Raw genomic sequence first — 12075 nt, 5'->3', positions numbered from 1 at the left:
GCAGGTAAGTCGTCCCTTCTTATATATGAATAGATCCTCCGCGCTGTTTCTCGCCCTTGTCTTTCTCAGCGGTTGCCAGTCCATGGCGCCGGTACAGCCGCAGACCACGCCTGCGCCGAAAGACACCGCCCCCGCACCTGAAGCCAAGCCTCAGGTATACGGCTCGTTCACCCAGGAAACCCTCGTCAGCCTGTTGAGTGCCGAACTGGCTGGCCAGCGCAATCGTTTCGATATTGCCCTGGACAACTATGTGACCCAGGCAATCAACACTCAGGACCCGGGTGTTTCCGAACGCGCTTTCCGGATTGCCGAGTACCTGGGCGCTGATCAGGCCGCGCTGGATACTTCGCTGATCTGGGCCAGAAACGACCGGGATAATCTTGAAGCACAGCGCGCGGCAGCCATTCAACTGGCCCGGGCCGGGCGTTATGACGACTCCATGATCTACATGGAAAAGGTTCTGCAGGGTCAGGGCGATACACATTTCGACTTCCTTGCGCTGTCTGCCTCTGAAACAAATCCGGAAACCCGCAGCGCATTGCTCACCAGCTTTGACCGCCTGCTGGTCAAGTACCCGAACAACGGTCAGCTGATTTTTGGCAAGGCACTGTTGCTGCAACAGAACGGCGAGGCCGAAGCCTCGTTGAAGTTGCTCGAAGACAACCCGCCTAAAGACGGCGAAATCGCTCCCATATTGCTGCGCGCCCGACTGCTGCAAGGCATGAGCCGGGGCAAGGAAGCGCTGCCAATCCTTGAAAAAAGCATCAAGAAGTATCCGGATGACAAGCGCCTGCGCCTGACCTACGCCCGTATGCTGGTCGAGCAGAACCGAATGGAAGATGCCAAAGTGCAGTTTTCCAGCCTCGTGCAGCAGTATCCCGATGACGACGAGCTGCGCTTTTCCCTTGCACTGGTCTGCCTGGAAGCCAAAGCATGGGACGAAGCCGAAGGCTACCTGGAAGAGCTGATTGCTCGTGGTGCCCATGAGGATTCCGCGCACCTGAATCTGGGCCGCATCCATGAAGAGCGCAATGATCAGGCGAGTGCACTGGCCGAGTATGCTCAGGTCGGTCCGGGGCCGGACTTCCTCTCCGCGCAACTGCGTCAGGCCGATATCCTGATGAGCAACGGCAGTGCCGCCGAAGCCTCCAAACGCCTGGCCGAAGCTCGCGAGGCTCAACCTGACTACGCGATCCAGCTGTACCTGATCGAAGCCGAAACCCTTTCCAGCAACAATCAGGTCGATCGCGCCTGGCAGTTGCTGACTCAAGCACTCAAGCAATACCCGGACGACCTGAACCTGCTGTACACCCGATCGATGATGGCGGAGAAGCGCGGCGATCTGGCGCAGATGGAAAAAGACCTGCGCGCGATTCTGAAACGCGAACCGGAAAACGCCATGGCACTCAACGCGCTGGGCTATACCCTTTCCGACCGCACCACGCGCTATGCAGAAGCCAAGGAACTGATCGAAAGAGCCCACAAACTCAATCCGGAAGATCCTGCAGTCCTCGACAGCCTTGGCTGGGTAAACTACCGCCTGGGCAACCTGGACGAAGCAGAACGTTTGCTGCGCCTGGCACTTGAACGCTTCCCCGACCATGAAGTAGCCGCTCACCTGGGCGAAGTGCTCTGGGCGAAAGGCGAACAACGTGAAGCCCGCAAAATCTGGGGCAAAGCCCTCGAAGAACAACCTGACAGCCCTATTCTGCGCAGCACCCTGCTGCGCCTGACCGGATCCGAGACTCTTTAATTTTATGTTTTTGCGCCACGTAGTCGTATTCAGCTTCATCGCCCTGCTCGCCGGTTGTGCCGGACTCACTTCCCGGGAAGCCGTTGAAGGCAAGGGCGACCCCGCTCAGTGGCGCCAGCACAAAGAACAACTGACCACCCTCGATGGCTGGCAGATCAACGGCAAAGTCGGCATTCGCGCCCCCAAAGATTCAGGTAGCGGCACGCTGTTCTGGCTGCAACGCCAGGATTACTACGACATTCGCCTGTCAGGCCCGCTGGGACGCGGCGCGGCGCGCTTGACGGGCCGACCTGGCAGTGTAGCGCTGGAAGTCGCCAATCAGGGACGCTATGAAGCGCCGACTCCGGAAACCCTGCTCGAAGAGCAACTGGGCTGGAAATTGCCGGTATCGCATCTGGTCTGGTGGGTTCGCGGCCTGCCCGCTCCCGACAGCAAAAGCCGCCTGACCCTCGATGGTGACAGCCGCCTGGCCAGCCTCGAACAGGATGGGTGGCAAGTTGAATACCTCAGCTATGTCGAACAGAACGGTTACTGGCTGCCCGAGCGCGTCAAACTGCACGGACAAGACCTCGACGTCACGCTGGTGATCAAGGACTGGCAGCCACGCAAACTGGGTCAATAAACATGAGCGAAGCACGCCTGACCCTGCCCGCTCCGGCCAAATTGAACCTGATGCTGCACATTCTGGGTCGTCGTCCTGATGGCTATCACGAACTGCAAACCCTGTTTCAGTTTGTCGATTACGGCGACGAACTCAGCTTCGCCGTTCGTCAGGACGGTGAAATCTGCCTGCAAACTGATGTTCCCGGCGTTCCCCATGACAGCAACCTGATCGTCAAAGCGGCGCGCGCGCTGCAAAAACAATCGGGCTGCACACTCGGCATGGACATCTGGCTGGAAAAACGCCTGCCCATGGGAGGCGGAATCGGCGGCGGCAGCTCCGATGCGGCAACCACTTTGCTGGGCCTGAACCATTTATGGAATCTGGACTGGGACGAAGATCGTCTGGCCGCGCTGGGCCTGACCCTTGGCGCCGACGTCCCGGTTTTCGTCCGTGGACACGCCGCATTTGCTGAGGGTGTGGGGGAAAAACTCACCCCTGTAGACCCGGAAGAACCGTGGTATCTGGTACTCGTGCCGCAAGTATCTGTAAGTACAGCAGAAATTTTTTCAGATCCACTGTTGACACGTAACACTCCTCCCATTAAAGTGCGCCCCGTTCCCAAGGGAAACAGTCGAAATGACTGCTTACCGGTTGTAGCAAGGCGTTATCCAGAGGTACGTAACGCATTGAATTTGTTAGGTAAATTTACCGAAGCAAAATTAACCGGAACTGGAAGTTGTGTGTTTGGGGCCTTCCCAAACAAAGCTGAAGCTGATAAAGTCTCGGCCCTTCTGACAGAGACCCTTACAGGGTTTGTAGCGAAAGGAAGCAACGTTTCGATGTTGCATCGCAAGCTACAAAGTCTGCTCTAAAAGGAACCGAGTACTCGGTACTCGTTGCAACAGATACAGGGGCGTCGCCAAGCGGTAAGGCAGCAGGTTTTGATCCTGCCATGCGTTGGTTCGAATCCAGCCGCCCCTGCCATTTTCCTATACTCATCCAGGTTACCCTCAGCCTTCAGGTACTGCGCGTGTCCAAGATGATGGTCTTTACGGGGAACGCTAACCCCGATCTGGCTCGACGTGTCGTACGTCAGCTGCATATCCCACTAGGTGATGTTTCTGTCGGAAAATTTTCCGACGGCGAGATTTCTACTGAGATCAATGAAAACGTCCGCGGTAAAGACGTCTTTATCATTCAGCCGACTTGCGCACCGACCAACGATAACCTGATGGAACTCGTCGTGATGGCTGATGCCTTCCGTCGTTCCTCAGCGTCCCGAATCACTGCTGTGATTCCTTACTTTGGTTATGCCCGTCAGGATCGCCGTCCGCGTTCCGCACGTGTGGCTATCAGCGCAAAAGTTGTTGCTGACATGCTTACCGTAGTCGGGATCGATCGTGTTCTCACGGTTGATCTGCATGCTGACCAAATCCAGGGTTTCTTCGATATTCCGGTAGATAACATCTACGGCTCCCCTGTTCTGGTGGATGACATCGAAGATCAACGCTTTGAAAACCTGATGATCGTTTCCCCGGACATTGGCGGCGTCGTGCGTGCACGTGCTGTTGCCAAGTCGCTGGGTGTTGATCTCGGGATCATCGACAAGCGCCGTGAGAAAGCCAATCACTCTGAAGTGATGCATATCATCGGTGATGTCGAAGGGCGTACCTGTATTCTGGTCGATGACATGGTCGATACCGCCGGCACTCTGTGCCATGCGGCCAAGGCCTTGAAAGAGCATGGCGCTGCCAAGGTCTTTGCCTACTGCACACACCCTGTGCTGTCGGGTCGGGCGATCGAAAACATTGAAAATTCCGTGCTGGACGAACTGGTGGTGACTAACACCATCCCGTTGTCCGCTGCCGCACAAGCCTGTAGCCGTATCCGTCAACTGGATATTGCTCCGGTAGTTGCCGAGGCGGTCCGCCGCATCAGCAACGAAGAATCGATCAGCGCGATGTTCCGCTAAGGGTTTTCCCTGAGCTGACACCCTGTTGACGAAAAGCGCCCCGCCCTGACATTCGGTCAGGGCGGGGCTTTTTTGCCCATATCGTCCTGACGTCGGTCGCAAACGTCAGGTCGAATGTGGCTAATTTGGAGATACAAAATGAACGATTTTACTTTGAATGCTGAACTGCGTTCCGACCTGGGGAAAGGTGCGAGCCGCCGCCTGCGTCGTCTCGCAAGCCTGGTTCCAGCTGTAGTTTACGGTGGCGACAAAGCCCCTGAATCCATCAGCCTGCTGGCCAAGGAAGTTGCAAAACTGCTGGAAAACGAAGCTTCGTACAGCCACATCATCGCGCTGACCGTTGATGGCAAAAAGCAAAACGTGATCATCAAAGCTCTGCAACGTCACCCGGCCAAAGGCCACGTGATGCACGCTGACTTCGTACGCGTTGTTGCTGGTCAAAAACTGACCGCAATCGTACCTGTACACTTCATCGGCGAAGAAGCTCCAGTGAAGAAAGGCGGCGAAGTTTCGCACGTTACTTCCGAGCTGGAAGTAAGCTGCCTGCCGAAAGATCTGCCTGAGTTCATCGAAGTAGACGTGTCTGCTCTGGAAATCGGTTCGATCGTTCACCTGTCCGACGTTAAAGCGCCTAAAGGCGTTGAGTTCGTTGCTCTGGCGCACGGTACTGACCTGGCTATCGCCAACGTCCACGCACCACGCGTTGCACCGACCGAAGACGAAGCAGAAGGTACTGCCGAGTAATTCATTACTCGGTAATACCGGAGTTGCTCGGGAGACCGCTGTAAAAGTCAGGCAAAACGGGCAGAATCGCGGAGTTTACATCATGGTAAATGAGCAGTTTTCTTCCAGTTTTGCCGCTGCCTGCAGCGGTTTCAACCACAACTCCAGAAAAGGGCCCCTGTCGTGACTGCCATACAACTGATCGTTGGCCTGGGAAATCCAGGCGCTGAATACGAACAGACCCGGCATAACGCAGGGGCTCTTTTTGTTGAGCGTATCGCTGACGCGCAACGAGTCAATCTCGTCGCCGAGCGCAAATTTTTTGGCCTGACCGCACGCTTCACTCATCAAGGTCAGGATGTTCGTCTGCTGATTCCCACCACCTACATGAACCGCAGCGGCCAGTCCGTCGCGGCGCTCGCTGGTTTCTACCGGATACCGGTTGATGCCATCCTGGTGGCGCATGACGAACTCGATCTGCCACCGGGCGTTGCCAAGTTCAAACAGGGCGGCGGTCATGGCGGTCACAACGGGCTGCGGGACATCATCGCGCAACTCGGCAATCAGAATACTTTTCATCGCTTGCGGCTTGGCATCGGCCACCCGGGCGACGCCAACAAGGTCTCCGGTTTTGTTCTGGGTCGAGCGCCACGCGCCGAACAGGAAAAGCTGGACGCCAGCATCGACTTTGCCCTCGGCGTGCTGCCGGATATCTTCGCCGGTGAATGGAACCGGGCGATGAAAAACCTGCACAGCCAGAAGGCCTGACATCACTCGAGGGGAAATACCATGGGCTTCAATTGCGGCATCGTCGGCCTGCCCAACGTCGGCAAATCCACCCTGTTCAACGCCCTGACCAAGTCCGGTATTGCGGCGGAGAACTTCCCCTTCTGCACCATCGAACCGAACAGCGGCATCGTGGCCATGCCCGACCCACGCCTTGCGGCACTGGCGGCCATCGTCAATCCCAAGCGTATCCTGCCGACCACCATGGAATTCGTCGACATTGCGGGCCTGGTAGCGGGCGCGTCCAAAGGTGAAGGCCTGGGCAACAAGTTCCTCGCCAACATCCGTGAGACCGACGCCATCGCTCACGTGGTTCGCTGCTTCGAAGACGACAACGTGATTCACGTTTCCAACAGCGTTGACCCGAAGCGTGACATCGAGATCATCGATCTGGAACTGATCTTTGCTGACCTCGACAGCTGTGAAAAACAGCTGCAGAAGGTCACTCGCAACGCCAAGGGCGGCGACAAGGACGCAGTGGTTCAGAAAGGCCTGCTGGAGCAGTTGATCGCTCACTTCACCGAAGGCAAGCCAGCCCGCAGCCTGATGAAGAACATGAACGCTGACGAAAAAGCAGTGATTCGTGGCTTCCACCTGCTGACCACCAAGCCGGTCATGTACATCGCCAACGTGGCTGAAGACGGTTTCGAGAACAACCCGCTGCTGGACGTAGTGCGCGCCATCGCCGAAGAAGAAGGCGCAATGCTGGTGCCGGTGTGCAACAAGATCGAAGCGGAAATCGCCGAGCTTGATGACGGCGAAGAAAAGGACATGTTCCTCGAAGCCCTGGGCTTTGAAGAACCAGGCCTGAACCGCGTGATCCGTGCGGGCTACGAAATGCTGCACCTGCAGACCTACTTCACTGCTGGCGTTGAAGAAGTCCGCGCCTGGACCGTCCGCGTCGGTGCCACCGCACCACAAGCCGCTGGCGTGATCCACACCGACTTCGAAAAAGGCTTCATCCGCGCCGAGTGCATCGCCTACAACGACTTCATCCAGTACAAGGGTGAAGCCGGTGCCAAGGAAGCCGGCAAATGGCGTCTGGAAGGCAAGGACTACATCGTCAAAGACGGCGACGTGCTGCACTTCCGTTTTAACGTCTGATCGGAGTCAGTCCAAGGCGTTTTTTTAAAGCACTGAGAACTGACCAAACCCCATTAAAACCGCGCCTGTGCGCGGTTTTTTTGTTTCTTCATGATCAAAAGAGCCCCCTCCCCCAGTGCCAACGGCCAGGCATGGGCCTTTCTCGACACCAAGATCGAAGGGTACAAAAATAGCCGGTCAAGTGTTACAAAAGCTTCTCTTGAACACCATCTGAGGGATCCAGCATGTTCGTTCGCCGTACCGCAATGGCGGTCGCTGTCGCCGCCACCCTGCTCTGTTCATCGACATTCGCCGTCGAAGTGCCTGCACAGCAACTCCTCAAGAACGCCGAAGCCGAACAGAAGGCTTATCTGGCTACCGTTGAACAACTCGTAGATATCGATACCGGCACCGGTCAGGCGCCGGGACTCAAGACCGTCAGTGAAATGCTGGTAAATCGCCTCAAAGCATTGGGGGCAACGGTGCAGACCACGCCAGCTTCGCCATCCACCGGCGATAACATCGTCGGCACGATCAAGGGCAATGGCAGCAAATCATTCTTGCTGATGATTCACTACGACACGGTGTTTGGTCCGGGTACGGCGGCCAAGCGGCCATTCAAAGTAGAAGGCGAACGGGCCTTCGGGCCGGGTGTGGCAGACGCCAAAGGCGGCGTAGCCATGGTGCTGCATTCACTCAAGCTTTTGCAGGATCAAAAATTCAAGGACTACGGCACCATCACCGTGCTGTTCAACCCGGACGAGGAAACAGGCTCGGCGGGTTCGAAAAAGGTCATCGCCGAACTGGCCAGCAAACACGACTACGTGTTCTCTTATGAGCCGCCTGACTCGGATGCGGTAACGGTAGCCACCAACGGCATCAACGGCGTGTTCGTGGACGTTAAAGGTAAATCATCCCACGCAGGCTCGGCCCCTGAAGCGGGACGCAATGCGGCAATGGAACTGTCCCATCAACTGATCCAACTCAAGGATCTGGGGGATAAGGCCAAGGGCACCACAGTGAACTGGACGGTGATCAACGCTGGCACCAAGCGCAACATCATCCCGGACAGCGCCGTGGCCGAAGGCGACATGCGCTATTCGGACCTCAGCGAGTCCGATCGTGTGCTGGCCGATGGTCAACGCATCGTGCAGGGCAAGCTGATCGATGGGACTCAGGTGACTTTCCGCATGGACAAAGGCCGCCCACCACTCGTGAGGAACCCGGCCACCGAAGACCTGGCTAAAACGGCGCAGACGCTGTACGGCAAGATTGGCCGCAAAGTCGAGCCGATCGCCATGCGCTTCGGTACCGATGCCGGTTATGCCTATGTGCCCGACAGCCAGAAACCTGCAGTGCTGGAAACCATGGGCGTGGTCGGCGCCGGGCTGCACTCCGAAGACGAATACATAGACCTGTCGAGCATCGCGCCGAGGCTTTACCTGACGACGGCGATGATCATGCAGTTATCTGAAAAATAGGCGTGAGCACACATAAAAGCCTTGGTTAACCAAGGACCTTTAAGAGGTCGCGCAGCAACCATTGGGTCTTGTAGGAGCGAGCTTGCTCGCGATAGCGGTTGAATGTTGAGAAATTTATCGCCTGACCAAACGCTATCGCGAGCAAGCTCACTCCTACAAAAATCATTCGAATCCTAATAGTTATTCTATGTTTTTTGCGGTGGCCATCACTTCCCGTTAAACGCCGTCATGTCCTGCTGCAACAGCCCCAGCAATCGGCTCGAACCTACGCTGAGTTGGCGCCCCAACCGGCTGATGATGTGTACCTGGGATTCACTGAACACTTGGGATTCCAGTGGTAACGCAATCAGCTTGCCACTCGCCAGCTCATCCACCACCACGAAGGTTGGTAACAGGGTTACACCACCGCTCATGGCAAAGCGCTTGAGCATGGCGAAGGTGTTGCAGGTCAGGGTTGGCATCAGGGAAACACCCGACTGCTGTTCGGCCTGAGTCAGGATCTGGCGGATGCCGTAAGAAACCCCAAGCAATCCCAACCGATAACTGTCCAGACCTTTCAGAGGGATCGGCCCGTCATGTTGCGCCAGCGGATGATCGGGGCTGACCATCACACAGACCGGCTGTTTCTGGTGAGCGTGTGAGCGAATCTTCGGGTCAGCGGGCGGGTTGAACACCAGGCCGATGTGCGCCTCGTCTTCTACTACCTGACGGATCACTTCGTTGGTGCCGCACACGTTCACTTGCAGCTCGACCTTGGGGTACAGCGTCGAGAATTTTGTCAGCGGCTCGGTCAGGCCATCGATAAACCCTTCACCAATCGCCAACACCACCGAACCGCTCTGTAAACCGCGCAACGCTTGCAGCGACTCCAGCAACACCTCCTGCTGGGAAAGGCGCTGACGGTAGTAAGCCAATACGCGATCCCCCGCCTCGGTCGGTTTCACCCCGCGACGATGGCGCTCCAGCAACGGTGCCCCCAACTCATGCTCCAACTGGGCGATCTGGCGGCTGACCGCAGAGGGCGCAACGTCGAGAAAGTCAGCAGCAGCACGAACGCTGCCCAGTCGTACGGCCTCAAAGAAATAAAGAATGCGTCGATCCTGAACCAGACTCATGGGCCACCTGCGTTGCTTTCAACGCAACAAAAATGAATTTGGTGATTATTGCTGTGTGTGCAGAGCGGTGTCCATACTCGGTTCATCTGCCGATAACCACTGACGGTGCGACGTAGCCTGTCAAACAGCTAAGCGAGCATTCTGAATGACTTTAAAAGTAGGCGTGATTGGACTGGGCAACATGGGCGGCGGCATGGCTGCAACCCTGGCCAGCAAAGGCTTTGACGTAAGCGGTTTTGACCTGTCGCAAGCTGCACTGGAAATCGCCGAGAGCAAAGGCGTGAAACCGGTGACTGACCGCGCCGCACTGATCAAACAGGTCGACGTGCTGATCCTGTCGTTGCCAAAAGCAGAACACGTTGAATCGGTTTGCCTGGGCGCTGAAGGCGTACTGCAGCACGGCAACGCAGGCTTGATCGTGGTCGACACCACCACTTCTACACCGGAAGCCAGCCGCAAGGTGGCTGCCGCCCTGTTGCAAAAGAACATTGGCTTCATCGACGCACCGGTTTCCGGCGGCCCTAAAGGTGCAGCCACCGGCACTATGTCCATGGTCATCGGCGCAGAAGACGCAGACCTGGAAAAAGTATTGCCAGTACTCGAAGGCATGAGCGGCACGCGGGTTCACGTCGGAAAATGCGGCGCAGGCAACGTGGCGAAAATCGCCAACAACATGCTTGCTGCCTGCCACCTGATCAGCACCGCAGAAGCCGTGAGCATGGCTGCCAAAGCGGGCGTCGATCCGGAAAAACTGATGTTGGGTCTGAACGCTGGTTCCGGCCGTAGCGGCGCCACTCAAGTGATGTTTCCGACCTGGGTGCTGAACAAAACCTACAACTCGGGCTTCACCATGGGCCTGATGCGCAAAGACGTCGGCCTGGCCAGCGACCTGGCCGCCAGCCTGGATCTGGACCTGCCACTGGCGCGCATCGTCGCCCAACTGTGGGCCGCCAGCAGCGAAACGCTGCCGGATGGTGAAGACTTCAACTGCATCGTCCAGCGGACCGATGCCCAGCTGTTCGGCAAAGGGGAATAACCGATGAGCACGCAAAAATTGCTGGAATTGATGCGACCATACTGGGGCGACCGTAACACGGTCGCCAGCTATGTTGGCGGCGAGTTCATCGAAGGCCATGGCGAGCCGGTGGAAGTGCGCAACGCCCACGACGACAGCCTGATGCTGAGTTTTCCCGATGCCGACGCATCACTGGTTGCAACCATCGACGCAGCGGCCAAAACCGCCCAGGCCCAGTGGGCAGCCCTGACTGCTCAGGCCCGTGGCCGCTTGATGTATCAGGTCGGCGCATTGATTCGTCAGGAAGCCGCCAATCTGGCGCAGATCGAATCCATCACGGCCAACAAACCAATTCGCGATGCCAACGTTGAAGTGGCAAAAGTCGCCGAAATGTTCGAGTACTACGCCGGCTGGGCCGACAAGCTGCACGGCGAAGTGATCCCGGTACCGACTTCGCACCTCAACTACGTCACCTACGAACCACTGGGCACAGTGCTGCAAATCACCCCGTGGAACGCGCCGATTTTCACTTGCGGCTGGCAGATCGCACCGGCGATCACGGCCGGTAACGCGGTGATTCTCAAGCCGTCCGAACTGACCGCCTTGTCCTCTCTAGTGGTCGCTGTTCTGATCGAGCGCGCCGGTGTGCCAAAAGGTCTGGTCAACGTCGTGGCCGGTTTCGGCCATACCATCGGCCAGGCGCTGATCGCCAAAGCAGATATCCGCAAAGTGGTGTTCGTAGGTTCGCCCGCCACCGGTCGTCACATCGCCAGCGCCGCTGCACAACGTTGCATTCCGTGCGTACTGGAACTGGGCGGCAAGTCGGCCAACATCGTCTTTGAAGACGCTGATCTGGAAGTCGCTCTGCGCGGCGCTCAGGCCGCGATCTTCTCCGGCGCGGGCCAAAGCTGCGTATCCGGTTCGCGTCTGCTGGTGCAGGAATCGATCTTTGAGCGCTTCACCACCGCGCTGGCGGCAGCGGGCAAACAATTCAAGGTCGGCGACCCAAGCGATCCGGAAACCCAGATCGGCCCGATCAATAACGCCAAGCAATATGCACACGTAAAGAGCATGGTCGAAAACGCGCTCCAGGATGGTGCGAAGCTGGTGGGTGTCGATGCTGATCCGCTGCCGAAGGTGCCGGGCTATTACGTCAACCCAACGGTGCTGGCGGGTGACAACGCACTGAACTGCGCGCAGGACGAAATCTTCGGTCCGGTGGTCGTGGCGATTCCGTTCAAAGATGAAGCTGAAGCCATCCGCATTGCCAATGACAGCCGCTTCGGTCTGGCCGGTGCGGTATGGACTCGCGATGTCGGCCGCGCCCACCGCGTCGCCAAACAAGTGCGCGCCGGGACTTTCTGGGTCAACGGTTACAAGACCATCCACGTCAGCTCGCCCTTCGGCGGCTACGGCGACAGCGGCTACGGTCGTTCGTCGGGCCTCGACGCACTGCGCGAATACAGCGAAGTCAAAAGCGTCTGGGTTGAAACGGCTGCCGTCCCTGCGGTCAGCTTCGGTTACGGCGCGAGCCTGGAGTGAA

General features: G+C 57.4%; 11 protein-coding genes and 1 tRNA gene. 11 read left to right on the top strand and 1 reads right to left on the bottom strand.

Going from position 1 to position 12075, the window contains the following annotated elements; translation table 11 throughout:
* Nucleotides 1-25 precede the first annotated feature (25 nt).
* The 9 genes from EE949_RS13270 to EE949_RS13230 all read left to right on the top strand — a co-directional run bounded on the left by EE949_RS13270 (nt 26) and on the right by EE949_RS13230 (nt 8402).
* Nucleotides 26-1753: a tetratricopeptide repeat protein gene (locus EE949_RS13270; RefSeq protein WP_122664697.1), complete on the top strand. Its 1728-nt coding sequence runs from the start codon at nt 26-28 to the stop codon at nt 1751-1753.
* 4 nt (nt 1754-1757) lie between these two features.
* Nucleotides 1758-2375, top strand: coding sequence for a lipoprotein insertase outer membrane protein LolB (lolB, locus tag EE949_RS13265; RefSeq protein ID WP_122664696.1), 618 nt, complete (start codon nt 1758-1760; stop codon nt 2373-2375).
* A 2-nt stretch (nt 2376-2377) separates the two neighbouring features.
* Complete coding sequence (gene ispE, locus EE949_RS13260) at nt 2378-3229, top strand: 4-(cytidine 5'-diphospho)-2-C-methyl-D-erythritol kinase (protein WP_122664695.1); 852 nt, start codon at nt 2378-2380, stop codon at nt 3227-3229.
* Between the two features lie 37 nt (nt 3230-3266).
* Nucleotides 3267-3341: transfer RNA gene (locus EE949_RS13255), tRNA-Gln, on the top strand.
* A 46-nt stretch (nt 3342-3387) separates the two neighbouring features.
* Complete coding sequence (locus EE949_RS13250) at nt 3388-4329, top strand: ribose-phosphate pyrophosphokinase (RefSeq protein WP_002552145.1); 942 nt, start codon at nt 3388-3390, stop codon at nt 4327-4329.
* A gap of 138 nt (nt 4330-4467) precedes the next feature.
* A complete protein-coding gene (locus tag EE949_RS13245; protein ID WP_122664694.1) occupies nt 4468-5073 on the top strand; it encodes a 50S ribosomal protein L25/general stress protein Ctc in 606 nt (201 codons plus the stop codon).
* Nucleotides 5074-5235: 162 nt separating this feature from the next.
* Complete coding sequence (gene pth / locus EE949_RS13240; RefSeq protein WP_027902866.1) at nt 5236-5820, top strand: aminoacyl-tRNA hydrolase; 585 nt, start codon at nt 5236-5238, stop codon at nt 5818-5820.
* A gap of 21 nt (nt 5821-5841) precedes the next feature.
* Nucleotides 5842-6942, top strand: coding sequence for a redox-regulated ATPase YchF (ychF, locus tag EE949_RS13235; RefSeq protein WP_099270509.1), 1101 nt, complete (start codon nt 5842-5844; stop codon nt 6940-6942).
* 245 nt (nt 6943-7187) lie between these two features.
* A complete protein-coding gene (locus EE949_RS13230; protein ID WP_240350560.1) occupies nt 7188-8402 on the top strand; it encodes a M20/M25/M40 family metallo-hydrolase in 1215 nt (404 codons plus the stop codon).
* Nucleotides 8403-8608: 206 nt separating this feature from the next.
* Here the strand turns inward: EE949_RS13230 and EE949_RS13225 are convergent, their stop codons facing one another.
* Nucleotides 8609-9517 (bottom strand): LysR family transcriptional regulator, encoded by a 909-nt coding sequence (locus tag EE949_RS13225; RefSeq protein WP_122664692.1) that lies wholly within the window; start codon nt 9515-9517, stop codon nt 8609-8611.
* 145 nt (nt 9518-9662) lie between these two features.
* On the opposite strand from EE949_RS13225, the gene EE949_RS13220 reads away from it, so the two are divergent.
* Together EE949_RS13220 and EE949_RS13215 are read left to right on the top strand one after the other, a co-directional pair.
* Nucleotides 9663-10553 carry an NAD(P)-dependent oxidoreductase gene (locus EE949_RS13220; RefSeq protein WP_122664691.1) on the top strand — a complete coding sequence of 297 codons (891 nt, stop codon included), beginning with the start codon at nt 9663-9665 and terminating at the stop codon, nt 10551-10553.
* 3 nt (nt 10554-10556) lie between these two features.
* Complete coding sequence (locus EE949_RS13215) at nt 10557-12074, top strand: aldehyde dehydrogenase family protein (RefSeq protein ID WP_122664690.1); 1518 nt, start codon at nt 10557-10559, stop codon at nt 12072-12074.
* Nucleotide 12075 lies beyond the last annotated feature (1 nt).

The organism is Pseudomonas viridiflava, assembly GCF_900602065.1.
Classification (GTDB): Bacteria; Pseudomonadota; Gammaproteobacteria; order Pseudomonadales; family Pseudomonadaceae; genus Aquipseudomonas.
The sequence above is the reverse complement of the archived record's forward strand: the minus strand, read 5'-3'. Positions and strand labels throughout refer to the sequence as shown.

What these genes read in the sequence shown, in the direction of transcription:
- EE949_RS13230 (WP_240350560.1), top strand. Translation starts at nt 7,188, where the DNA reads ATGGCGGTCGCTGTCGCCGCCACCCTGCTCTGTTCATCGACATTCGCC.
- EE949_RS13220 (WP_122664691.1), top strand. Translation starts at nt 9,663, where the DNA reads ATGACTTTAAAAGTAGGCGTGATTGGACTGGGCAACATGGGCGGCGGC.
- EE949_RS13245 (WP_122664694.1), top strand. Translation starts at nt 4,468, where the DNA reads ATGAACGATTTTACTTTGAATGCTGAACTGCGTTCCGACCTGGGGAAA.
- EE949_RS13215 (WP_122664690.1), top strand. Translation starts at nt 10,557, where the DNA reads ATGAGCACGCAAAAATTGCTGGAATTGATGCGACCATACTGGGGCGAC.
- ispE (WP_122664695.1), top strand. Translation starts at nt 2,378, where the DNA reads ATGAGCGAAGCACGCCTGACCCTGCCCGCTCCGGCCAAATTGAACCTG.
- EE949_RS13225 (WP_122664692.1), bottom strand. Translation starts at nt 9,517, where the DNA reads ATGAGTCTGGTTCAGGATCGACGCATTCTTTATTTCTTTGAGGCCGTA.
- lolB (WP_122664696.1), top strand. Translation starts at nt 1,758, where the DNA reads ATGTTTTTGCGCCACGTAGTCGTATTCAGCTTCATCGCCCTGCTCGCC.
- ychF (WP_099270509.1), top strand. Translation starts at nt 5,842, where the DNA reads ATGGGCTTCAATTGCGGCATCGTCGGCCTGCCCAACGTCGGCAAATCC.
- EE949_RS13270 (WP_122664697.1), top strand. Translation starts at nt 26, where the DNA reads ATGAATAGATCCTCCGCGCTGTTTCTCGCCCTTGTCTTTCTCAGCGGT.